General features: G+C 60.5%; 18 protein-coding genes. 6 read left to right on the forward strand and 12 right to left on the reverse strand.

Annotation, left to right across the window (positions count from 1 at the left end; all coding sequences use genetic code 11):
• Window positions 1–11 precede the first annotated feature (11 nt).
• The 3 genes from QOV41_RS15880 to QOV41_RS15890 all read right to left on the reverse strand — a co-directional run bounded on the left by QOV41_RS15880 (window position 12) and on the right by QOV41_RS15890 (window position 4,906).
• The gene (locus tag QOV41_RS15880; protein WP_284577775.1) at window positions 12–1,139 is read right to left on the reverse strand and encodes a THUMP domain-containing class I SAM-dependent RNA methyltransferase; all 1,128 of its coding nucleotides are present in this window, start codon (window positions 1,137–1,139) and stop codon (window positions 12–14) included.
• A 131-nt stretch (window positions 1,140–1,270) separates the two neighbouring features.
• Complete coding sequence (gene glgX / locus QOV41_RS15885; RefSeq protein WP_284581351.1) at window positions 1,271–3,469, reverse strand: glycogen debranching protein GlgX; 2,199 nt, start codon at window positions 3,467–3,469, stop codon at window positions 1,271–1,273.
• 310 nt (window positions 3,470–3,779) lie between these two features.
• A protein-coding gene (locus tag QOV41_RS15890) for an IS3 family transposase (RefSeq protein ID WP_415926715.1) occupies window positions 3,780–4,906 on the reverse strand; the annotation gives its coding sequence in 2 pieces (ribosomal slippage) (window positions 3,780–4,666 and window positions 4,666–4,906; 1,128 coding nt in all).
• Window positions 4,907–5,123: 217 nt separating this feature from the next.
• Here QOV41_RS15890 and QOV41_RS15895 point away from each other — a divergent pair.
• Both QOV41_RS15895 and QOV41_RS15900 read left to right on the forward strand, forming a co-directional pair.
• Window positions 5,124–6,230 carry a DNA topoisomerase IB gene (locus QOV41_RS15895; protein ID WP_284577776.1) on the forward strand — a complete coding sequence of 369 codons (1,107 nt, stop codon included), beginning with the start codon at window positions 5,124–5,126 and terminating at the stop codon, window positions 6,228–6,230.
• Between the two features lie 591 nt (window positions 6,231–6,821).
• The gene (locus QOV41_RS15900; protein WP_284577777.1) at window positions 6,822–6,974 is read left to right on the forward strand and encodes a hypothetical protein; all 153 of its coding nucleotides are present in this window, start codon (window positions 6,822–6,824) and stop codon (window positions 6,972–6,974) included.
• 47 nt (window positions 6,975–7,021) lie between these two features.
• On the opposite strand, the gene QOV41_RS15905 is transcribed toward QOV41_RS15900, so the two are convergent.
• Complete coding sequence (locus QOV41_RS15905) at window positions 7,022–7,909, reverse strand: DMT family transporter (RefSeq protein WP_284577778.1); 888 nt, start codon at window positions 7,907–7,909, stop codon at window positions 7,022–7,024.
• 152 nt (window positions 7,910–8,061) lie between these two features.
• Here QOV41_RS15905 and QOV41_RS15910 point away from each other — a divergent pair, with 152 nt between their 5' ends.
• A complete protein-coding gene (locus tag QOV41_RS15910) occupies window positions 8,062–8,490 on the forward strand; it encodes a DUF7282 domain-containing protein (protein ID WP_284577779.1) in 429 nt (142 codons plus the stop codon).
• Between the two features lie 53 nt (window positions 8,491–8,543).
• Here the strand turns inward: QOV41_RS15910 and QOV41_RS15915 are convergent, their stop codons facing one another.
• Window positions 8,544–11,741 (reverse strand): alpha-mannosidase, encoded by a 3,198-nt coding sequence (locus QOV41_RS15915; protein ID WP_284577780.1) that lies wholly within the window; start codon window positions 11,739–11,741, stop codon window positions 8,544–8,546.
• 130 nt (window positions 11,742–11,871) lie between these two features.
• On the reverse strand, window positions 11,872–12,105 hold the full coding sequence (locus QOV41_RS15920) for a hypothetical protein (RefSeq protein ID WP_284577781.1): 234 nt from the start codon (window positions 12,103–12,105) through the stop codon (window positions 11,872–11,874).
• A 258-nt stretch (window positions 12,106–12,363) separates the two neighbouring features.
• Here QOV41_RS15920 and QOV41_RS15925 point away from each other — a divergent pair, with 258 nt between their 5' ends.
• Entirely contained in the window at window positions 12,364–12,669 is a 306-nt protein-coding gene (locus tag QOV41_RS15925) for a hypothetical protein (protein WP_284577782.1), read from the forward strand.
• Between the two features lie 317 nt (window positions 12,670–12,986).
• On the opposite strand, the gene QOV41_RS15930 is transcribed toward QOV41_RS15925, so the two are convergent.
• Both QOV41_RS15930 and QOV41_RS15935 read right to left on the reverse strand, forming a co-directional pair.
• Window positions 12,987–13,691, reverse strand: coding sequence for a class I SAM-dependent methyltransferase (locus QOV41_RS15930; protein ID WP_284577783.1), 705 nt, complete (start codon window positions 13,689–13,691; stop codon window positions 12,987–12,989).
• A gap of 42 nt (window positions 13,692–13,733) precedes the next feature.
• Complete coding sequence (locus QOV41_RS15935) at window positions 13,734–14,597, reverse strand: phosphatase PAP2 family protein (RefSeq protein WP_284577784.1); 864 nt, start codon at window positions 14,595–14,597, stop codon at window positions 13,734–13,736.
• A 239-nt stretch (window positions 14,598–14,836) separates the two neighbouring features.
• On the opposite strand from QOV41_RS15935, the gene QOV41_RS15940 reads away from it, so the two are divergent.
• The gene (locus QOV41_RS15940) at window positions 14,837–16,831 is read left to right on the forward strand and encodes a BCCT family transporter (protein ID WP_284577785.1); all 1,995 of its coding nucleotides are present in this window, start codon (window positions 14,837–14,839) and stop codon (window positions 16,829–16,831) included.
• 3 nt (window positions 16,832–16,834) lie between these two features.
• Here the strand turns inward: QOV41_RS15940 and QOV41_RS15945 are convergent, their stop codons facing one another.
• The 4 genes from QOV41_RS15945 to QOV41_RS15960 all read right to left on the reverse strand — a co-directional run bounded on the left by QOV41_RS15945 (window position 16,835) and on the right by QOV41_RS15960 (window position 19,883).
• Window positions 16,835–17,581 (reverse strand): SDR family oxidoreductase, encoded by a 747-nt coding sequence (locus tag QOV41_RS15945; protein ID WP_284577786.1) that lies wholly within the window; start codon window positions 17,579–17,581, stop codon window positions 16,835–16,837.
• Window positions 17,578–18,567 carry a D-erythronate dehydrogenase gene (gene denD, locus QOV41_RS15950; RefSeq protein WP_284577787.1) on the reverse strand — a complete coding sequence of 330 codons (990 nt, stop codon included), beginning with the start codon at window positions 18,565–18,567 and terminating at the stop codon, window positions 17,578–17,580. Before denD ends, QOV41_RS15945 begins: the two co-directional genes overlap by 4 nt.
• A 104-nt stretch (window positions 18,568–18,671) precedes the next feature.
• A complete protein-coding gene (gene rpsU / locus QOV41_RS15955) occupies window positions 18,672–18,938 on the reverse strand; it encodes a 30S ribosomal protein S21 (protein WP_284577788.1) in 267 nt (88 codons plus the stop codon).
• Window positions 18,939–19,253: 315 nt separating this feature from the next.
• Complete coding sequence (locus QOV41_RS15960; protein WP_284577789.1) at window positions 19,254–19,883, reverse strand: HAD-IA family hydrolase; 630 nt, start codon at window positions 19,881–19,883, stop codon at window positions 19,254–19,256.
• 403 nt (window positions 19,884–20,286) lie between these two features.
• Between QOV41_RS15960 and QOV41_RS15965 the strand changes: the two genes are divergently transcribed.
• Window positions 20,287–22,548, forward strand: coding sequence for a putative bifunctional diguanylate cyclase/phosphodiesterase (locus QOV41_RS15965; protein ID WP_284577790.1), 2,262 nt, complete (start codon window positions 20,287–20,289; stop codon window positions 22,546–22,548).
• Window positions 22,549–22,630: the final 82 nt, after the last annotated feature.

Raw genomic sequence — 22,630 nt, forward strand, 5'->3', positions numbered from 1 at the left:
CCGTAGTAAGGCTAAGTAACGCGCTTTGGCAGGGGCGGAGTTTGAAAGAGCGTGATGCGTAGGCCGCCGTGCAGCACTGGGGGACCGGGCTCCAAAAACGGCAGGCCGGTGGCTCGTGCAAGGCCTGCGTCGGTGGTGATGATGCCCACGCGCCACCCGCCAAAGCGGCTTTTCAAAACCGCGCCCAATGAACGGTACAGCGCAGCGAGCGGTGCCTTGTTGCCGATGCGGGTGCCATAGGGCGGATTGACGATCACGAGGCCCGGCGGGCCTTCGGGACAAGCTAAGTCTTCGATCGACAACTGCTCGAAAAGGGTGAGTTCCGCCACCCCTGCCCGCCCGGCATTCTCTGTGCTCATCCGGATTGCGCCCGCGTCCCGGTCACTGCCGTAGTGCCGAATGGCTGACGTCTGTGGGGCGGCGGCGGAACGCAATGCGTTCCACGCATCGGGATCGAACGTCTTCAGTTGCTGGAAGGCAAAGGAGCGTTCACGGCCAGGCTTCACCCCCGCCGCAATCTCGGCCGCCTCGATCACGAAGGTGCCTGAGCCACACATAGGGTCCAGCACAGGCTCGTTCCCGCCATACCCACACTGCCGCAGGAACAGTGCCGCCATGGTCTCGCGCATGGGGGCGCGGTTAACGGCTTCCTTGAAGCCGCGCTTGTGGAGGGACTCCCCCGTCGTGTCGATGCTGACGGTGACCAAATCGTCTTCGATCCGCACCATCACCCGCACTTCCGCGTCTTCGGCTATGGGTGCTCCCAGCTCTTCCCTGATGGCGGTCGCCACCCGCTGGGCCGCCGCGCCGGCGTGATAGATGCGCGACCGCTTGCACGCGGCCTCTACTTTCACCGGTATATCGGCGCGCAGGACCTCGCCCCACGCGATCTTGCGTGCCCGCTTGTCCAATTGTGCCAGATGCATGGCCCGAAATGACCCGATGCGCGCCAGTACGCGGGTTGCACCACGCAATTCGAGATTGGCGCGCCACACGTCGGGCCAATCTCCAAGGAGGGCTACGCCGCCATCGGTGACCTTTGCACCGGTAAACCCAACCGCATGGGCCTCCTCGCGAAGCCCCGCTTCGAGCCCCGGCGTCGCGACAAGATAGATTTCGAAGGTGCTGGGTTCAGTCATGAGCCACATGGGTAGGGAGAAGGCACCCGCCCTAGCACGCGCAGGCCTAGACCACCAAGGCTCTTGGCGCTGTGCCGAGCCACGGAGCGATCAGTCGGTGAAGCGGCTTCGTGAAGCCGCTTCACCGGTGACTACTTCAGGAGATCGGGCAGCGGCGCTTCGGCGACGTCCAGAATGGCGCCGACCCCTTGCCGTAACTCGCGGCGATGCTGTTGGTCCGAACCCGCCACAAACAGCAGGAACGACCGCCCGGTGACCTCATAGGTGTGGCCGAATGGGAAGCGCGGCGCATCGGTTCGTCCGGGTTGGTTGGTATCGATCAGTCCAACCCAGTCCTGTGCCTCGGGCACCTCCGGCAGCACGAACTCGACCACGTCGTGGTGTGCGTTGAACACCAGCAGCAAGGTGGCGTCCGATCCACGCTTACGGATGCCGGTCGGCTGCGCTCGACCATCGAGCAGCATGCCGAAACACTTCGCGGCTGGATCGCCCCACTGCTCCTGGGTCAGCTCCTCCCCATGAGGCGACATCCAGGTCACGTCCCTGACCTCGAGTTCCTCATTATAGGTGCCGACCAAATAGCGTCCGCGATGCAAGATGGGATAGGCCTTGCGCACCGCGATGAGCTTGCGAGTGAACTCGATCAGGTCCTTGCCAGCAGGGTCGATCCCGTCCCAGTTCAGCCAGGTTATCTCGTTGTCCTGCGCATAGGCATTGTTGTTGCCCTTTTGGGTATGGCCGAATTCGTCGCCGGCCAACATCATGGGGGTTCCCTGCGACAGGAGCAGGGTCGCTAGCAGATTGCGCTTCTGCCGCTCCCGAAGTTTTTGGATTTCTGGATCATCGGTTGGCCCCTCCTCTCCATGATTCCAGGAGTGATTGTTGGAGTGACCATCGCGGTTCTCCTCCCCATTCGCCTCATTGTGCTTGTCATTGTAGGAGACAAGATCGTTGAGGTTGAAGCCATCATGGGCGGTGATGAAGTTGACGCTCGAATACGGCTTGCGCCCGCGCTTGTTGAAGAGGTCGCCCGACCCGGAAATGCGGGACGCCATCTCGGAAAGTTTGCCCTCTTCGCCCTTCCAGAAGGCGCGTACTGTGTCGCGGTATTTGTCGTTCCACTCGGCCCAACCCGGTGGGAACTGCCCCACCTGGTAACCGCCGGGGCCAATGTCCCAGGGCTCGGCGATCAGCTTGACACTCGAGAGCACCGGATCCTGGCGGCAGGCATCCAGGAACCCGCCGCCTTCATCGAAGCCATGTGGCTCACGCGCCAGGATCGTCGCCAGATCGAACCGGAATCCGTCAACCCGCATCTGCGTTGCCCAATATCGCAACGAGTCAGCCACCATCTGTAGCACCCGGGGGTGCGAAAGGTTCACTGTATTGCCGGTCCCGGTGTCGTTTATATAGTACCGCTTCTGGTCGGGCAGCAGGCGATAATAGTTTGCGTTGTCGATGCCCTTGAAACTCAGATGCGGTCCGAGTTCGTTGCCTTCAGCGGTATGGTTGTAGACGACGTCGAGGATAACCTCGATACCGGCAGCATGGAACTGGTTGACCATCTCCTTGAATTCATTGGCAAAGGGCGAGTGGAGATAGCGCGCCTCGGGCGCAAAGAAGCCGATGGAGTTGTAGCCCCAATAGTTTCGCAGCCCCTTGTCGACCAGATAGCCGTCATCGACAAACGCATGAACCGGCAGGAATTCGGCCGAGGTAATCCCGAGCGAGCGCAGATATTGCGCCACACGGCCATGCGCCATTCCCGCAAAAGTGCCGCGCTCCTCTTCCGGTATGTGCTTGTTTAGCTTAGTAAATCCCTTGACGTGCATCTCATAGACAATAGTCTGCTCCCACGGCACGCTCGGCCGCAGATCAGAGCCCCAGGTGAAAGCCGGGTCGATCACCCGGGCCTTGGGCACCAGATGCGCGCTGTCGCGATCGTCGAAGGAGAGGTCCTTGTCTGGAGAATCGAGCTTGTAGCCGAAGAGCTCGGGCTGCCAGATAACGTCGCCGACCAATTGCTTGGCATAGGGGTCGATCAGCAGCTTGTTATGGTTGAACCGGTGCCCCGCATCGGGCGCAAAGGGGCCGTAGACTCGGTACCCGTAGACTGTCCCAGGGCGGGCCTCGGGCAAGTAACCGTGCCACACCTCGTCGGTATATTCGGGTAGCTCGATCCGCTCGAGTTCCTTGGTTCCTTCCATGTCGAAGAGGCACAGTTCAACTTTGGTGGCGTTGGCCGAGAAAATTGCGAAATTGACGCCGAGGCCATCCCATGTTGCTCCCAAGGGGAACGGCCGGCCCTCCCGAATAACCGATCGGTGCATGGGGATTGGGCTACCGACGTCCCCCACGTTGTGAGCGGGAGCGCGACGCCCGGTCGTTTGCGGATTGGTGGGAGTGGCAGGTTTGGCAGGCTTATTGGTGGTCTTGGCTGGTCCAGTAGACTTCATTTGCGCCCTATAGAGTTCACCTGACGTCAGCCGGGCCGGACAAGGGGTTCGGGGCCATGAAGCGGAATGACGGCGTGGATGTGCCAGCACGAAACTCGCCTGTGATGCTTCAGTTCCGCCACCGCTTGGCAACACCAACCGCCAGAGGATTGAATAGCCCCTTGTTCTGTAGACACCTTCGGGGTTAGATTTGGTGCCGCCGTTCGAACTCGACGGGTGAGAGCATGCCGTTGCGGACGTGCTTTCGGGTGGGGTTGTAGAACATCTCAATGTAATCGAACACATCTTGGCGGGCTTCGTCCCGTGTCCGATAGGTCCGACGCCTGATCCTCTCGCGCTTGAGCAGGTTGAAGAAGCTTTCGGCCACAGCATTGTCATGGCAGTTGCCGCGCCGGCTCATCGAGTGAACCAGATTGTGGTGTCGCAGGAAGCTAGCCCAGTCCATGCTGGTGAACTGGGAGCCCTGATCGGAATGGACTAGCACCGTGTTCTGTGGCTTTCGGCGCCAGACAGCCATGTGCAGGGCCTGAAGGACGACCTCACTGGTCTGCCGGCTTTGTAGTGACCAGCCGACGACGCGGCGCGAGAACAGGTCGATGACCACGGCCAGATAGGCAAAGCCCTCCATGGTCTTGATATAGGTGATGTCGGTCACCCAGGCGGTGTCCGGCGCATCGACGTCGAACTGACGAGCCAGGGTATTGTCGACCACCACAGATGGCTTGCCTCCATAGGCACCAGGCCGGCGCCGGTAGCCGATCTGAGCCTTGATCCCGGCCAGTCTGGCCAGGCGCGCAACACGATTGGCGCAACTGGTCTCGCCCTGGTCCAGCAGGTCGTCATGCAGCTTGCGGTAGCCATAAACCTTGCCGCTCTGCTTCCAGGCCTCTTCGATCAGCTCGGTCTGGCGAATGTCTTCCCGCGCCCTTTTGCTCAAAGGGCTTTTGAGCCACGCATAATAGCCGCTGGGATGGATGGAAAGGCACCGGCACATGGTGCGCACACAGAACTGCTGGCGATGCTCGGCGACAAACGCGTACCTCACTTTGCATCCTTGGCGAAGTACGCGGCCGCTTTTTTTAGGATGTCGCGCTCCTCAGTGACCCGCGCCAGTTCTCGCTTAAGCTGCCGGATCTCATCGGCCTGATCCCCACCCTTGGAAACATCCGATGCATACTTCTTGCGCCACTCGTAGAGCGAATGAGCACTCACCCCCAGACGCTGCGACACCTCCGAAACGGGATACCCCCGCTCGGTGATCTGACGCACCGCGTCCCGCTTGAACTCGTCGCTGAAATTGCCTTTGCCCATGTAGGCCTCCTTGCCTCAAAATTAGGGAAGAAGGCGTCTACAAATCTAGGGGCTATTCAGATCTTCCTTGGTTGGTCTCCTACGTCGTGAACAGGAACCAAAATCCCCGACGGCCCCTTCTTGCGGAGGCAGGCGACAGGGTTGCGCGCCCGGATCGAGTTCATCAGCCCTTGGCTGAGCTCGGCACCGGGTCGAACCTATCCAGAAAAGAGTGGACGTGAGTAGTACTACGGCAGAACCAGCGGAGATCTCTCCTGACATCGTCAATCCCGAACAGGCGGCCGAGGCAGCAGGGCTCGTTTATGTCTCGGAGGAACACCCTGGCATTCGCCGCCGTAAGTCGGGAAATGGCTTTAGCTACCGGTCACCGGAGGGCACGGTCGTCAAGGACAAGGACGTGCTCAGCCGGATCCGCTCCCTGGCAATCCCGCCTGCCTGGACCGAAGTGTGGATCTGCGCCGATCCCAACGGGCATATCCAAGCGACAGGGCGAGACGCCAAGGGCCGCAAGCAATATCGCTATCATCCCAAGTTTCGGGAGGTTCGTGACAGCGCCAAGTTCGAGCATGTCGTCGAGTTTGCCCGATCGCTTCCCCAAATTCGCAAGGTCGTCGCCGAACATATGAAGCTCAGGGGCTTACCGCGAGAGAAAGTGCTCGCGGCGACGGTCCACCTGCTGGAATCCACCCTGATCCGTGTCGGTAATGACGACTACGCCAAGCACAACAAGAGTTATGGCCTGACTACCCTTCGTGACAGGCATGTCGCTTTGAACGGCTCCGAACTGCGGTTCCAGTTCAAGGGCAAGAGCGGCAAGATGTGGCGCCTCAACCTGCGTGACCGGCGGCTCGCCAAAATCGTAAAGGCCTGCCAGGACTTGCCGGGCCAGGAACTGCTGCAATATGTGGACGAGAATGGCGACGTTCGCGACGTGACCTCGTCGGACGTAAACGCCTACCTGCGTGAGATTACCGGCAAGGACATCACTGCCAAGGACTTCCGCACCTGGGCAGGAACAGTGCTCGCGGCGCTGGCGCTCGATGAATTCGAGGGCTTCGACACGGCCGCCAAGGCCAAGAAGAATGTCCGGGCAGCGATTGAGCGGGTGTCTTCACGGCTCGGCAACACGCCAACAATCTGCCGCAAGTGCTACGTCCACCCAGCGGTCCTCGACTCTTACCTCAGCGGCTCGCTGGTGCTGCAGGTCCGTGAAGAAATCGAAAGCGAACTGCGCGACGACCTCCCCGGCCTGCAACCGGAGGAAGCCGCCGTTATGGTGCTCCTGCAGCAAAGGCTCGCAGATCGCTCATCCGAAGCCGCCTGAGCGTCGGATGAGCTAGACCGCCCTAGCCACCGAAGTAAGGATTTTCCGGAAAGTTACCCTCGAGGCAACGGGAGAATTCACGGGTTCCTTCCTCGTAATCGAGCCGCACGCATGCTGCGCGACGTTCAGCCTCCGGGAAGGCCGCGATATAGGAAGCGCCCGGCTCTAGTCTTGCCAGATCGTCCCGTGGTGAGGGGCTTGGCGCCGCCGGTGTCTGGGCCGGTTGAGCCTTAGGCTGGGCCTGAAAGGCCGGCTGAGGTTGGGCAACTACCGCTCTGGTAGTAGGAGCAGGCGCTGTCGAGATTACAGCGACAACGTCGTTGCGTGGAGCTGTGGCACAGCCGGCGATCGAACAGGCTACGACTAAGGCAGTCAGGGTCTTGTACATGGGTCACCTCGCGAAAACGACTTAATCAAGCAGGACCGAATCTGTTCCAGCGCATCACCTCAATGCACACCCGTGTTGATGATCGTTGCAGGAAAGGCACTGCCGTCACGTTAACCTTGCCTTAACCTTTTTCTTTCGCAGCATCGAAGAAGGTGGCAAAGGAGGTTCGACTCGCTCGCAGTGCGAGAATCCCCAGGAACCAAATGCGTACCACCCGCCAGAAGCGTCGCCGTGCATTCGTGCTCAAAGGGGGCCTGGTTCTGGCCACCGCGATTATCATTCTGACGCCGAAGTTCGAACTGGACCTGAGTGGCATTTCCAACCCGCTCGTGACTTCCGCGCAGGCTTTTGAGTAGGCTGAAACAGCAGCGGTCGTGCAGCCACTTGTAAGCCGCGCCGCCAGCTATGCCGATACGATAGTCGGCTTTCGTCCGACCCGTGTTCCCACTGCGCAGGCAGCAATGATGAGCCCTCCTCCGATCCACAGGGGCCATCCGGGGAACTCGGCGAAGAACACAAGGCCAAGGACAGCGGCCCAGATCAGGCCTGTATAATCGACCACGGCAAACACCGAAGCGGGCACTCGCCTCAATCCAGAAATGAGTAGCAGAAATCCCCCTGCGCCGAGGAATCCCACCAGCACCAACTGCCACCAGACGCCTGGGTCAGGCAAGCTGAACCCTGGCAATGCCAAGGGGATAAAGATGATGGCAGCAATCACCGATTGCGCAAAGGTCATCGCCGCCGCGCCGTCGCTGGCTGAGTGATGTTTGAGCAGGACAATCGCCGCTGCATAGCTGATCGGCGCCAGAATGGCTGCACCCCAAGCGAGCAGGTCAGAGCTTCCGGTGACCCGCACCGGATCTCCGGCGAAAACGATTATCAGCGACCCGGCCACACCCAAGGTCACAGCCAGTAGCAGCATGGGCGAGAACGGCTCCTTGAGCAGGAAAATGCCGAAAAGGGAGATGTAGAGCGGTGCGCTCATCGCCAAAGCGGTGGCAACCGCCAGCGGCAGGTGGACGACACCGTAGAAGAAGAACACTGCGGTCAGCGCAACCAGAGCCCCGCGCAACAAATGGCGCGGCATGTTCTTGCGGGACGGCCACGCCCGCCCCGTCAGGAGGATAAATGGCACCAACCAGAGCGCGGCACTGAGATTTCGGACAAAGCCAACCTGAAAGGTGTTCAAGCTAGCGCCCAAGGCTTTGGCCGTCGCATCCATGGCGCAGAGCATGGCCACACCGCCAGCGCCAAGCAGAATGCCTGTTACCCCGTTCTCGAGCTTCATTTCACTTGGGACCGCATGAGATTATGGATGGCAAACCGCAACAGCAGAGCGCTGTATCGGGGCATCCGACTAGAGGGCCGCCGCAGCGGCGAAACTTTTTCGGCGTAGACGCCGTACCTGCACTGGTCCCTACCATACAATGGAGAGAACCGATGATGAAACGTGCTGGACTTGCTGTGGGCCTTGTTGCCATCACCTTGGCTGGAACAACGCCTTCCTTTGCCGACCACCTGAACATCGACGTGGATGGTGCCATGATTGAAGATGGTGCCTTCGTGTTTCCCGCGGTGAAGATCGACCAGGACGGCTATGTCGTTATCCATGCGGTGGAAGACGGCCAGCCAGTGCTGCCCACATCCATCGGTCACACCGCAGTGCCCGCCGGCGACAGCGAGAATGTGGTGGTCGAGGTCGAGGGTGGCGCCATGGAAGGCACTGAATACGTTGCCATGATTCACTACGAGACAAACGACAATGACACCTATGATTTCGGTGAGGGGAACACCGATGTCGATACGCCCGGAATGCGCCCGGACAACACGGCCTATGCACTGCCCTTCTCGGTAGCAGGCGGCATGTAAGAAGTCCTGAGGGAGGGCAAATGTGCCCTCCTTCGTCTTTCAAAAAGGTCTTGTCAGAGCTCAATCAGCAAAGTTGCTATTTCGAACGGATGCAAGGACAGTTCGATACTGTTGTTGCGTAGCTCGAATAATCTGCCCTCGCCTTCCTCCATCAAATTGACCGCGCGCACGGACTTCACGGGCACCCCGAAGTATAGCGTTGCGTTGGCGCGGATATTGGCGTTTTCAAAGATGCGCAGAACCACGGCATCGGACCTCTCCGCTTTCTTGACGGTTTCGATGGTGACGTTGGCCTGGTCGACCTGAACAAAACTGAAGTTTGCTTCCTGAGATGAAGTCCCGGGCGATGGTTCAGTTGAGCCGATCACCGCAATAGGGTTGTTGAAGCGCTCGGCGGCGCGATGCACCTCCGCCAGATCGGCCAATCCTTCATGGACGAACAGGGCGTAGCGCAGGCGATGCTCGCCCAAATCCGCGTCGGCACTGGGGAAATTCGAACCGCGGACGAGGGTCAGGCGGATCGTTTGGTCGTGGGCATCATAGGCGTATTTGCAATCGTTGAGGAGCGCGACGCCGAAATCGGCTTCGCTCATGTCGACCCAGCGATGCATCGAGGCCTCGAAGCGAGCCCGGTCCCAGGTGGTATTGCGGTGGGTCGGGCGGGTGACGTGACCAAACTGAATCTCGGAGCGAACTTCGGTTGCGTTGAGATCGAAGGGGAACAGGGTCTTGATGACAATCGAGCGCTCCTGCCAGTCGATGAAGGTGTCGAACTCGATCTGGCGCTGACCTGCAGCAAGTGAAATTACCTGCACGAGCGAGGAATTCTGGTACTTTCGGGCGATGCGAATGGCGGCGCGATGGGGGCCGGTTTCGACCACTGAAATCTCGGCCTGCTCGTCGGCGAGGGGCCAGAACTGCTCCTCGAAATAGCGATCGATGTCCCAGGCATCCCACTCCATTGGTTTGTCTTCGTAGGCGATGAGGCGGTTGGCCTTCTCGCCCGCTGCAAGCGTCTCGCGCTGGCTGGTCTTGTCGAAGATCGAGGTGATTTCGACTGCGGAATCAAAGGTGATCCGAAGCAGTTCATTCTCGAGATGGGTCTCGGAGACCGAGAGTGAAGCGGCAGGAAGGGCAGCTGCGCCGGCGACGACTTGCCCGGCTGTCCAACCCAGCGGCACAACCGAGACCGGGGCCATTTGTTCGCTGCTGCCGTCGGCGCGCGTGATTGTCTGGAGCGGCAGAACCGTGCCTCCGCAGGCGAGCGAAACGCCTTCCTGAACTGATTCAGCGCGAAAATGGACGAAGTCTGAACGGCTTTGCGAGGTGAAATTGAGCAGCCGCAACTGGTCTTTGCCCGGCTGGGCGAAGGCTTGTGCGGCGGCATGCCAGGGTCCGTTGGCGGAACTCAATGTCGAGAAGATGCGGCCATAGTCTACGTCGCTGTCGACATAGACCTCGGGGATCGAGGTGCCGGGCAAGATATCATGGAACTGGTTGATAAGGACAAGTTCCCAGAACTCGGCCAGCGTCTCACTCGGATAGGAGGCGCCTGCTTGCGTCATCGCCATGATGCCCAGGAACTCAAGCTCCCGCAGCAGGCGCTCGGAACGGCGATTATTCGCCTTGTTCTTGGCGACCGAGGTGAGCGTGCCGCGGTGATATTGCAGATAGAGCTCACCATTCCAGGTCGGGAACTTGCCGGGCACCGCATCCATCTTCTTGCCCAAGCGGTCGAGGAAGGGAACAATGCCTTCAAGCTTCACTTTGGGCGCGCCGGGTATGCCGCGTTCGAGGCGCGTGCCGCGCTCGATCATGGCTCGGGTGGGGCCGCCACCACCATCGCCATAACCATAGGACATGACGACCTCGTTGTGCGCGGCCTTCGGCTCGTAGCGCTTCCAGGCGCCCATGGTTTCGCTGACCGAGAGATCACCATTGTAGGTGGTGTAGATCGCTTCGTTTTCAAAGCGCTGGGCGGTAATGAGCTGAGCCTTGGTGACCGTGCCGTCGATGCCGCGCCAGAAGAAGGTGTCATAGGGGTGCCGGTCGGTATCGTTCCAGCTCAGCTTGCTGGTGACGAAGTATTGGAGCCCGGACTTTTCCATGATCTGCGGCAGGTTGGCCGAATAGCCGAATGTATCGGGGAGCCAGACCGTCTTGGGATCAACCCCGAAATGATCCAGATGGAAACGCCGCCCGCGCATGATCTGGCGGACCAGGCTCTCACCCGAGACGATGTTTACGTCGGGTTCAACCCACATCGCCCCCTCGATCTCGAACTGGCCCGATTTCACCCGAGCGAGCATGCGCTCCCAGAGCTCGGGATAGTCCTGCTTGAGAAAATCGAACAGGACCGATTGATTGTACATGAAGATAAACTGGGGGTACTCCTCCATGAGGTTGAGCACGGTGGCAAAGGAGCGGGCGGTCTTGTCGCGCGTATGCAGCACCCGCCACAGCCAGCCCACGTCCAGATGGGTCGAGCCGACTGCCGTGATCTGCGGCTGTACTTCGGTATCGACGAGCTCATAGATTTCACGGGCGATCTGCTCAGCCCCGCCCAGGCTCGCTTCAAAGGCTTCGGTGTAGGCGCCACGCCGGTCCAGGGCACGGAGCGCCCGGTCCACGATATTGAGAATGGCGTGCCGGCGCGGATCGGATTGGTGGAGCCGGATTGCGACTTCGAGGGGCGTTTGCAGGTCGTAGTAGAGTTTCTCAGCGCGCTCGTTGCGCACGAACGCCTCGACGCCGAAGCCAACCAGCGGCCGGTCGAAGAAGGTGAAGGCGTTGACCAGCAGAGTGTGCCGGTTGCCCGGCTTGGCATCGCGCTCAATCACCAATTCGGTGTGATTGCCATCGAGCGCCTGGACGATGTGCCCGTCCAGATATGCCAGGCACTGAGGATCAGTGGAGCCGGGGCGATCCTGCCACTGGCTGGTAAAGCGGAGGAGGAAAGTCTTGCCCCGTGCCCCCTCTGGAATTTCGACTTCGGCAGCAAACCAGGTGTGCCCCTGCTTCTTGGCCCAGACTGAGTGGGAGCCGAACGCTTCCCACTGGTGCCAGACGGCGGCGAGCGCATCGGCTGCCGACATGTCAGCGCGCTGTACGTGCCATTGCCAGGGAAACTTGTCGATTGGTGTCAGGATCTTCTGCTGCAGGTCGGCGCAGAGCCGGAGGAGCTTGCCCTCCATCTTGAGATCATCGTCCAGAAGGCCGAGCTTGGATGAGAGGGGGTTGGAATAGGTCATCTGCGACTCCGGCGCCTACTGGTTAGTTCGGGTCGCATCCGTGGGTACGACACCGCGGCAGAAGAGCACGGGTTGTGCAACGTTGCAATGACAGCCAACTCAGCAACGGAGGCTGTTGAGACAGTTCCTTCTACCAGTTGGTTTCCAAGGCGGCGGTTATCTCCTCGTCCGTCCAGTGCTCCGGGGCCCACACGCCAGTGCGGCGGCCTTCCTGTTCCACATAAGAGTGCCGCAGGCGCATGCCCCCGGCCGCTTCTTGAGGGGAAGAGCCATGGTGGTACTCTGGGGCTGAGTGGCTGAAATCGCGGCCGCGCTGTTCCCCTTCGTGCAACCAGATGCCGGAATAAGTGTCGTTCTCGCTCATGGTGGGCCTCGCTCCTTGTCTCTGCTCAACGCTCAACCAGAAGCCAGGCTCCATGATATGGGCAACAAGGCACCTAGAGTGACGAAACCTGCTTTGACCAAGTAAATTGCAGTTGATGAAAATTGCACTTGTTCGTTAACTCTGTTTGTTAGGGTAAATGAATGGTTGTGGTTGGATTCATTACAGCTTTCAGACTTCATGCACAGCGTCGATCAACTCATGCCGGTTGGGGCGCCGGAAGCAACCATGGAGACGTGAATGGCTGTACGCGCTAAGACCACCCTCAAGGTGGTGGACAATACTCATGAAGAAGCCGAAGCGGCGTTTGCCGAAGCGGCCAAGCAGACTGCACCAATGGTCGAGCGGTTTTCGGCTCATCGCGAACGCATCGGCCTTGCAGTAAAGGAACTCGAGGGTGAACGATTTGAGCTCGTCTCGCGTCGCGACCTGCTGCGCCGTCAGGCCGAAGCGATCGAAGCAGGCTTTGCATCGCATCTTGCCGACATCGAAGCGACCCTCAAGCTCTACGAGGCGGGGCTGAACTCGACCGAGATGGTTGATTAAAAACCGGCTCTGCTTTTTTCCCGGCAGCCTGGACCTGTGTCCAGGTGCCGGGCATGCAGCATCTAAGACAATCTGCGTAGGGCAAAGACCCTCGTGATTTCGCCGAATTGATCTCGGCATTCCCTTGCCCGCATTGTTGTTGCTGACCCGGTGGACACACGGTTCCTCCGATGGAGGAGGCAATGCAGGACAAAGCGCATTTGCATCACAGCTTGGTTCGTCACGCTGGCGCAAGGGTGCCGCGCGGTGTTGTGCTGATCGCACTCACACTTGCCGCTTGGGGCATTGTGTTGCTGGTGGGCTGGGGAGCGTTCGCCCTACTCGCTCCGAGGACCTGACTGACCCACATAAGCGATCCAGCCCCTGAAGCCGAGGGCGGCATAAAACAGGCTAACCTCCGAAAAGCCCGCCTCCTGCATCATGGCTTCCTCCTCCTCCGGTGCCAGAATTGTCAGTCTGGTGGCGAGTGCATGGCGCGCCTGTTCCACTTTCGAAGGGTCGGTTTGCGCATAGGCCACGTGCCGCGCGATCCAGGTCGATCTTGTTTGCTCCGGCATGCTGATATGGGCGAGCACCAATGGCGCCCCCGAATTGAGCCGCCGCCGCAGGTGCAGCAATGTCGGGAGACGCTGCGCACGGGCAATGAAGTGGAAGGTGAAGAGGCACACTGCGGCGTCGAACGGCCCTTCGGGCGCTGTTTCCACATAACCCTGATGAAGCCGAATGCGATCCAAATGCCGGCCGGCGGTATGCTTGGCCGCGTCGAGCATGTCACCCGAAGGATCCACCCCATCGAAGGTCCAGCCGGGGTGGTCGCCGGCGAGGGTGTTAAGCTCAAGACCGCCGCCGGCGCCAAGCACCAGGACCTCCCCGCGCGTTGGCACCGTTTCGGCCAACAGCATCGACATCATCCGCTGGAGGCCATCAAAGCCCGGGACCAGGCGTGGCGGTCCCGCGGCATAGGTCTGTGCGTGCGCTTGGTTGAAGGGAGTATCGGCGCGGGACATTGAATGCTCGGTCATGCAACTATCATTGTTACATGAATGTCGACTGTCAAGCTGCCGCTAACGCGGGTCTGTCGTCCCCACTACGCTCGCCATATCGGCGGTTCTGGCGGATCGGCCAGAGGACCGCGCCAGCCTGGTGGTGAAAGCGAGCGGATTGAACCGGCTGCGCCTTGGGGTGAGGCGGCCGAAAGCGTCGTAGGTGAACATCAGCCCGCGCCGGGCAAAGACGTGCGCCATCCAGAAAGTAAACGCAGCACCGACGGCCCAGCCCATCAAGGTGTCGCTCATCCAGTGCATGCCGACAAACTGGCGTGACGCACAGATGAGTACACCTGCTGCCAGAAATAGGGCCCGCAAGCGCGGGAATACCAGCGCCAGTGATACCGCCATTGCACCGGCTGTTGCCGAGTGACCGGAGGGGAAGGCCGAAAAATCGGAATGCATGGCAAAAGGCTGGAAGTGCAGATTGCCGTGAGTATCAAGTAAGGAAGGCCGGGCTCGACCAATGGCGTATTTCAACGTCAGGGCGGCAAGCCCGCCTCCCGCAACGGACAGGAAGACAAAGGCTGCCCCGGCGTTGAGGGCGCTGACGCCAATCGCGACCCGTCGGCGCCAGAGCGCAACCGGCGCAAACAGACCGAACAGGAGCAGTGCCCCACTGCCTACGAGCACCTGCACCCCTTCCCCCAGATCAGTGACAACATGGGCGAAGGGTTGCAGTTCCTCGGGAAACTGCTGCATCCAGCGCCCGACGGGGTAGTCGCTCCCCATCATGAGCGGCCAAGAAAGGACTAGAAAAAGCAGCAGAATGATCGCGGGGCTCTCGAGCGGCGCTGGCCGAAGCTGCAGATGGTAGCGCGGAGCCGAACGCAGGCGAGACCACCCCGCACCGAAACGCTGACGAACACCCCCACCCAGCATTGAATCGCACCACCTTTGCTTTCTTGGATCCCAGTACCACGGCCAAAGTGGCCCTATCGAGTGTTATTGGCGTAAAGAGGGCTGGGCTCAGAACATTGGGCGGGTAGACGCCGAGATGGCAAGCGCGTGCGTTTCGCTTCAGACGATCTCATGGAACGCTTTGGGGCTGTCGGCCTTGGAGTCGGATGGGGTGGCGTCGGCTAACTAGACGCCAAGTGGCAGGACGAGAAGGAGGCAGCGTGTTTCAGCGCTTCATCATCAACCCACCAGTTTTCTACGGCGCCATTCTGGTGATCGGGCTCTTTCTCGTTGTGGGGGTGCTATTCCCCAGCAGCGCTGCCGAATTTTTTGGCACGCTGCAGAGCAGTATCCTCAACAGTTTCGGCTGGCTCTACCTGCTGGCCGTGGGCATTTTCGTCGTTTCCGTGCTGCTGCTGTCGTTTGGCCGCTATGGCCGTCTTCGGCTCGGCCCGGACGAGTCGACGCCCGACTTCAAGTTCATCTCGTGGATTGCCATGCTGTTCGCGGCCGGCATGGGCATCGGGCTCATGTTCTATGCGGTGGGCGAGCCGATGACCCATTACATGGCGCCACCCACGGCCGACCCGCGCTCAGTTCAGGCGGTGCGCGAAGCCATGTCCGTGACGTTCTTTCACTGGGGCATCCACGCCTGGGCCATCTATGCGGTGGTGGGCCTGTCGCTGGCCTATTTCGGCTATCGTTATAACCTTCCGCTGACCATTAGATCGGGTCTCTATCCGCTGCTCAAGGAGCGGATCAACGGGCCGATCGGGCATGCAGTGGACATCTTCGCCATTGTCGGCACGATGTTCGGCATCGCGACCTCCCTGGGCCTCGGCGTTTCGCAGATAAATGCCGGACTGAGTTACCTCCTGGGCTTTCCGATCGGGCTGGAAGTGCAACTGCCGCTAATCGTCGGGATTACGGCGCTGGCAACCGTGTCGGTGGTGACGGGGCTCGACAAGGGCGTGCGCATTCTTTCGGAGGCAAACCTCGTTGTTGCAGTCTTGCTGATGGTATTCGTGCTGGTGATGGGGCCAACGGCCCAGCTCTTCCGCGACTTCGTCCAGAATATCGGGCTGTATCTCGACACCCTGGTGCTGCGCACCTTCAACATCTACGCCTATGAGCCGACGCCCTGGGTCGATGCATGGACGCTGTTTTACTGGGCCTGGTGGATTTCCTGGTCGCCCTTTGTGGGGATGTTCATCGCGCGCATCTCGCGCGGCCGCACGGTTCGTGAATTCGTCGCGGCCGTGCTTTTCATCCCGGCCGGCTTCACCTTCTTTTGGATGACGGTGTTCGGCAACACGGCCATCTTCATCGACAAGGGGGTCGCGGCTGGCGCATTGGGGGATGCCATCGCCGCCGACATCTCGGTGGGTCTCTTCCAGTTTTTCGAATATCTACCCCTCTCGGGCCTCACTTCGACTTTCGCGGTGCTGCTGGTGGCGATCTTCTTCGTCACCTCCTCGGACTCGGGATCGCTGGTGGTGGACTCCATCGCCGCAGGGGGCGAAACGCAGACCACCACCGGGCAGCGGGTGTTCTGGTGCGTGATGGAGGGCGTGGTGGCCGCAAGCCTCTTGCTCGCGGGCGGCCTTGGAGCGCTCCAGTCGGCGACCATTGCCAGCGCCCTGCCCTTCACTTTTGTGATGCTTGGGCTGGTCTGGTCGTTATTCGTGGGCATGCGGACCGATCTCGCGCAACAACAGGCGCATAGCGCGACCCCACAAGCTCCTGCGGCCCAGCCTGCAGCCGGGCTCACCTGGCAGCGACGTTTGGCGCTGATCCTGCATGCGCCGAGCAAGGCGGAAGTGGAGCGCTTTATCGCCCGCGAGGTGCGCCCGGCCCTGGACCAAGTCGCCAAGGAACTGAGTTCGCGCGGTCGCACCAGTCATGTGGTGGAAGAGGACGGTGCGGCGATTGCGCTGCGCTCGCCGGCCGAGGGTGTGCGCGACTTCGTTTATGGTGTCAGCATCAGCGCGCAACCCACCGCCTCGTTCTCGCCCATGGCGGTGAGCGGACCAGAATATCGCTACGAGGCCCGCACCTATTTCTCGAGCGGAGATCGCGGCTATGACATCATGGGCATGCACACCGATCAATTGATCGCCGACGTGCTCGGGCAGTTCGAACGCTATCTGCTGCTGGTCAATTCACCCGAGTTCAGGCTGGTGCAAGGTGCGCCGGAACACGAGCGCGACAGCTAGTGACTATCCGCGTCCAACAAAAGGCATCTGCGTGGCCATGACGGTCATGGTGAACGTGTTGGCTTCAAGCGGCAGGCTGGCCATGTAGCTCACCGCTCTGGCGATGTGGTCGACCTCGATGGTAGGCTCGACGGCCATCGACCCATCGGCCTGGAGCACGCCCTTGGCCATACCGGCAGTCATCTCGGTACCGGCATTGCCGATGTCGATCTGACCCACGGCAATGTTGAAGGGGCGTCCGTCCAGCGCGGCCGCCTTGGTGAGACCGGTGATTGCGTGCTTGGTCGCGGCATAGGGCGAAGACTGCGGCCGCGGCGTCGTGGCTGAAATCGAGCCATTGTTGATGATCCGGCCGCCCATGGGCTGCTGCGCCTTGAACTGGCGGAACGCAAACTGGGTGCAGAAGAAAGCACCCGATAGATTGGCACCGACGACCTGATCCCACTGCTCTGCCGTGATGTCCTCTAGCGGCACCGAGGGCGCGCCCACCCCGGCATTGTTGACCAGCAGGTCCAGCCGTCCCCAACGCTCGATCACGGCAGCGAAAGCGTTCTCGACTGCGGAGCGCTTGCCAATGTCGACGGGCACCGCGAGCGTCCGTTCGCCATCTGGATCGATGGACCGGGCTGCGTCGTGCAATACCGTCTCCCGACGCCCGAACAGTGCGACGGAAAAGCCGTCAACGAGAAGCGTACGCGTGACAGCCTTGCCGATACCGGAGCCGCCGCCCGTGACAATTGCAACTTTCATTGGGGCAAGTCTCCGCCTAGCTCGTCTTCAATGTGGATTTGGATGATCTCGTCGAACGATGTCTCCGCGGCAAAGCCGAGCGCCTCGGCCCGTGAGGCATCGAAGTTCTTGGGCCAGCCTTCGACCATGTCGATGATCATCGGGTCCGGCTCGCGCCGGATCAGTGCCACGGCGCGCTCACCCGCCACGCGGCGCAGTGCTTCGATCTGCTCGCCAACGGTTGCCGATAGCCCCGGCATGTTGAGATTGCGACGATTGCCGAGCACGGCCGTATCCATCTCGGCGGCGTGCAGCAGGAAACTGACTGCAGCCCGCGGGCTCGCATGCCAATGCCGCGCGCTTTCCTCGACTGGAAGCACCGCTTCCTTGCCGACCAGCGGCTCGCGTAAAATGGAGGAGAAAAAGCCCGAAGCCGCCTTGTTGGGCCGCCCGGGCCGAATGCAGATGGTGGGCAGGCGAATACCCACGCCATCAAGAAAGCCGCGGCGCGAATAGTCCGCCAGCAGCAGTTCGCAAATGGCTTTCTGTGTTCCGTAGCTCGTCCGTGGCGTTTCGAAAAACTCGTCACTGATTTTGTCGGGAAAGGGAGCACCAAACACCGCGATGGAGGAGGTGAACACCAGGCGCGGGCAGTAGGCTCCCCCGCTGCTGGCCTGCCGGATAGCCTCGTACAGGTAGCGCGTGCCATCGAGGTTGATGGCGTAGCCCTTCTCGAAGTCGAGTTCGGCCTCACCTGAGACAATGGCTGCCAAGTGGAAAACGACGTCGGGCCGGGTCACGATCAGCTCTTGGGCCGCTTCGGGCCGGGAGATGTCGGCAGCAAGAGCAGCGACGGGGATCGAACTCCCCTCGAGCACGTCCGGTGCCACGATGTCCACCAGCGTCATGCTGGTGATGGCTTCACCGCGCATGGTGCCACGCTGCAGCAGAGCTGCGGTGAGCTTGCGGCCGACCATTCCGGCGGCACCGATTATCAGGATGTTCATGTGTCCCCTCCTCGCCCCGGGCTTATCCTCCAATAAGCCCTTCTTGTCGTCCAGCGTTTCGGCGTTTCGGCGGCCCGCCAGTTCGGCGAGCCGACCGAATCAGCTTAGCCGCCGCGGACCAAGGATGGCGCGCGAACGGGCGCGCTGCGCTTGGATTTGGGCGCCTCGATCAGGCCCTCGCGAATGGCCTGCTTGCGGGCTGCCTTTCTGTTCCGACGCACGGCTTCGGCATGCTCGCGCACGCGCCGCTCTGATGGCTTCTCATGATACTTCCGGAGCCGCATTTCCCGGAACACGCCTTCCCGCTGAAGGCGCTTTTTCAATACCCGTAGGGCTTGTTCGACGTTGTTGTCGCGAACCGATACCTGCAAAAATTGTCCTGACTTGGTTTGGGTGTCGCCGTTAACGGCGTGATGGGGGGCTGGTAAGCCGCCGCCGGCGTTCTATCAGTAAATGCTACCAGCGCCTAATTGGTGCCATGAGCGGCACCAATCTCCCCCAAGAGCCTTGCAACCCGGCGGTCACCGAAGCGTTGGCTGTGGACAACCGAGGAGGCAAATCATGGGTCGAATTCTCAAGACGGTGGTGCTGGGCTGGCTGATGAAGCGGCTGTTTCGCCGGGGTCGGCGATAACCGACTGAGAGCAGGTGCCTAGTTTAGCGCCCACTCGATACTGTTGGCAGGAACTATATTACGACAAACTCGGCCAGTTCGCCTACTGTTCGCGCAAGGAAGTTTGGCGAAGCTCCAAGCAGGGCCTGCTCTGTCGCAAAGCCCCAGGTGACCGCGGCTGAAGCAAAACCTGCAGTCTGCGCTGCTTCGACGTCACGGATCTCATCACCGATGGCGAGGATTTCCCCCGGTGGAAGTTGCAGGTGTCGGCGTAAGCTTTTGAACTTGGCAGCTTTGCCGAACAGCGAGACACCGGCGCCGTAGTAGTCGATCAGATCGGCGGAAGCGCCGAGAACGTGGCGGATTGTTTCCTCTCCATTTGAACTCACGATGGACAACTGCATCCCCGCTGCTTTCCAGCGCGCGAGCAGTTCCGGCATGCCTTCAAACAACCCGATTTGGTTCGCATCCTCGGCACTGCGGCGCCGGACGTCTCGAGCGATGATCGGCAGCTGCCAGGTCTTCACCCCAAGGTAGCGAATGATCTCACGGTTGGAACGGCCCCGCAGCATCTCGATCTCATCGCCTTCTACCTTGCGAAAGCCATGCACATCGGCGACCTCGTTGATGATGCCCAAGAACCACGGTCCACTGTCGGCAAGCGTTCCGTCGAAATCGAAGATAGCAGCGCCATATTTAGTCATAGGAGCCTCTCGATGCGTGCCGCGCTAGCGCGACCGCGTCCTGGTGCAAGGTCAGCTTCGGCATCGCGTAGTAGCAGATCCATCCGGCAGAAACGTTCCTTCGCCCTTAACCTGGTGTTCACCCTACCTGGACATTTAGCGGTTCGATCAGCGCCGGAGAGGCCCCGGTTTAAGGACAAAGACGTTAGCTGGAAAGGCAACCGAGGAGAGTCCGTGCTTACCTCCCCAAGCTCAACTATGACGAGCATCTATCCCAACGATTGGCTGGCACTTTGTGTGCCGCGCCAATCATTGGCACGCGGAGTATCTATTCCAGGCACGGGCTCTGGAGGGAGCAAGCATGAGGGGTAGCTCAGTTATTCAACCAGCCCACCGCACACTCCCACCGGCAGACTACGTGTCGATGATCCGTTCGCTCTATGCTGACGGATGGTCCATGTTGTTTGGCGCCTTCGGCTCTGCCCTTGCCGCCGCGGTGGCGGGCGTCGAGTCTCAGTCGATGATCCTGGGCGTAATAGCGGTCCTGTTCGTTGTCATCGGTACGATCCGCGCCATCGACATGCGCTACTTCGATACCGTCGAACTAGCGGACACCGATGTCCAAACGGCGACACATTGGGAGCTGCGGGCGACGATCGGTGCTGCGGCCATCGCCCTGCTCTATGGCGTATGGTGTTTGGTGAGCTTCTGGGTGGTTGATGACCCATTCGCCGAGCTTACTGCGGCATCGGTTTCCGTTTCGGTTTTGGTCGGCGTTGCGCAGCGCAATTTCGCGATTGATCGCCTGATGACAATTCAGGTGCTGTTTATAGCGGTGCCGCTGAGCATCGGGCTGTTGCTGGTTGGCGACGTCTACTACGCTCTGCTGAGCCTGCTCCTATTGCCGTTTTTCCTAAGTTTGCGGCGGATTTCGGGAAATGCTCGCAGCGTCTTCCTGCGAGCGATCCATGGTCGGATTGCAGCATCGGCTCTCGCGACCCAGCTCGACACCGCTTTGGCTACGCTCGAGCATGGCCTGCTCATGCTGGACAAGGCTGGCCGTATCGAAGTCGCCAATGCACGCGCAATCTTTGCCTTCCGGCTAGCGGAAGCAAAGGCCTGGGTGGGGCACCCGGTCGAGGAACTGCTGGATGCAGCGCTGGAGAATGGGCAGGTTCCGCAGAGTGCCCACGATCATCTTCTGGGCCTTATCCAGATGCGTGGCAGCGGCAAGGTGGTGCTGCCACTGCAAGATGGAAAGCACTACGAGATTTCAGTGTCCTCTCGCCGTGACAAGACGGTCCTCCTGCTCGAGGATGTGTCAGAGCGCGTGCTGGCCCAGGAGCGCATGACTTATTTGGCCCGGCACGATGCGCTGACAGGCTTGCCCAACCGCGCCTACTTTGCTGAGCAGGTACAGCGGGCTCTCCGAGCCCGGCAGGTGTCTGGTGCGCCTGATTGCGCGGCTCTGTGGATCTTTGATCTGGACGACTTCAAGCACATCAACGACACCATGGGTCATCTGGTGGGCGACAAGGTGCTTGCTGAGGTTGGGCAGCGGCTGCGGCAGGCCTTGGGCCCCGATGCGCTCGTCGCGCGTCTCGGCGGGGATGAGTTCGTTGCCTTTCAGTGCGATGGCGCGTCGCGAGAATTCCTCGAGGGCCTGGCCGATGAAGTGCTGCGGGTGATGCGGGAAGACCTCTTCATCCCAGACCTGCAGCTTGCCGTCGCCGTCAGCGTTGGTGCAGTCGTCTCCGATGATACGGCCGATGAACTTGACGCGTTGATGATCAAGGCGGATCTTGCAATTTATGCTGCCAAAGCGGTGGGCAAGGGACAAACGGTCCAGTTCCACGACCGCATGGACCAGGAGTACCATCAACGGCAGCAGTTGAAGGCCGATCTGCGAGACGCCATCAAGGCTGGGCAACTCACACTGGCCTACCAGACCATCTTTGATCCTCGAGAGAACAGGATCTTGGGTTGCGAGGCGCTCGCCCGGTGGGTTCATCCGCAGCTCGGACCAGTGTCCCCAGCGGTATTCATCCCGATTGCCGAGGAAGCTGGCCTCATCACCGACTTGACGCGCCAAGTACTGTGCATGGCGACGCGTGAGTGCCAGTCTTGGCCGGACAGCTTTACCGTCGCCGTCAACATCTCGGCACGCGACTTTCGCGCTGGGGATGTCGAAAGCATGGTGGTGTGCGCGCTGGAGCATTCCGGTTTGAAGCCCGACCGGCTCGAGATCGAAGTCACCGAGACTGCCCTTATTGAGGAGCGCGAAGCGGCCAAGGCTGCGCTCGCCGCCCTGCGCGCCCGAGGTGTGGGCGTAGCCCTGGACGATTTCGGCACCGGATACTCCTCCCTCAGCTACCTGCGGGAGTTGCCCCTCACCAAGCTCAAGATCGACCGGAGCTTCCTGGCCAATGTCGAAACCGATTCGCAGGCGCTACGGCTGCTGGCAAACGTCGTGCAGTTGGGCAAGGATCTCGACCTCACCGTAACCATGGAAGGGGTGGAGACGGACGCTGAACTGCAACTGCTCATGGCCGAAACGAGTGTCGACCAGGTTCAAGGCTTTGTTTATGGACCGCCCCTGAGCGCTGAAGGAATGACCAAGCTGTTGCAGGCCCGCTGCCCCACCATGTCCAGGACACAAGGCACAGAAAACCGTCGCATCAGGTGAACCGCCGCCGTTAACCTCGTCGCCAAGCGCAGTTTGACTAAAGTTAACGAGCCGTTAACATCCCGCCATTCTTCAATTTCTG

Origin of the sequence: Devosia sp. RR2S18 (assembly GCF_030177755.1) — a bacterium.
Lineage (GTDB): Bacteria > Pseudomonadota > Alphaproteobacteria > Rhizobiales > Devosiaceae > Devosia > Devosia rhizosphaerae.

Coding starts and splice junctions, on each gene's coding strand:
- glgX (WP_284581351.1), bottom strand. CDS start 3,469: ATGCACCGATCGGTTATTCGGGAGGGCCGGCCGTTCCCCTTGGGAGCA.
- QOV41_RS15960 (WP_284577789.1), bottom strand. CDS start 19,883: ATGACTAAATATGGCGCTGCTATCTTCGATTTCGACGGAACGCTTGCC.
- QOV41_RS15915 (WP_284577780.1), bottom strand. CDS start 11,741: ATGACCTATTCCAACCCCCTCTCATCCAAGCTCGGCCTTCTGGACGAT.
- QOV41_RS15945 (WP_284577786.1), bottom strand. CDS start 17,581: ATGAAAGTTGCAATTGTCACGGGCGGCGGCTCCGGTATCGGCAAGGCT.
- QOV41_RS15910 (WP_284577779.1), top strand. CDS start 8,062: ATGATGAAACGTGCTGGACTTGCTGTGGGCCTTGTTGCCATCACCTTG.
- QOV41_RS15900 (WP_284577777.1), top strand. CDS start 6,822: ATGCGTACCACCCGCCAGAAGCGTCGCCGTGCATTCGTGCTCAAAGGG.
- QOV41_RS15925 (WP_284577782.1), top strand. CDS start 12,364: ATGGCTGTACGCGCTAAGACCACCCTCAAGGTGGTGGACAATACTCAT.
- QOV41_RS15880 (WP_284577775.1), bottom strand. CDS start 1,139: ATGACTGAACCCAGCACCTTCGAAATCTATCTTGTCGCGACGCCGGGG.
- denD (WP_284577787.1), bottom strand. CDS start 18,567: ATGAACATCCTGATAATCGGTGCCGCCGGAATGGTCGGCCGCAAGCTC.
- QOV41_RS15935 (WP_284577784.1), bottom strand. CDS start 14,597: ATGCTGGGTGGGGGTGTTCGTCAGCGTTTCGGTGCGGGGTGGTCTCGC.
- QOV41_RS15905 (WP_284577778.1), bottom strand. CDS start 7,909: ATGAAGCTCGAGAACGGGGTAACAGGCATTCTGCTTGGCGCTGGCGGT.
- QOV41_RS15930 (WP_284577783.1), bottom strand. CDS start 13,691: ATGACCGAGCATTCAATGTCCCGCGCCGATACTCCCTTCAACCAAGCG.
- QOV41_RS15965 (WP_284577790.1), top strand. CDS start 20,287: ATGATCCGTTCGCTCTATGCTGACGGATGGTCCATGTTGTTTGGCGCC.
- QOV41_RS15920 (WP_284577781.1), bottom strand. CDS start 12,105: ATGAGCGAGAACGACACTTATTCCGGCATCTGGTTGCACGAAGGGGAA.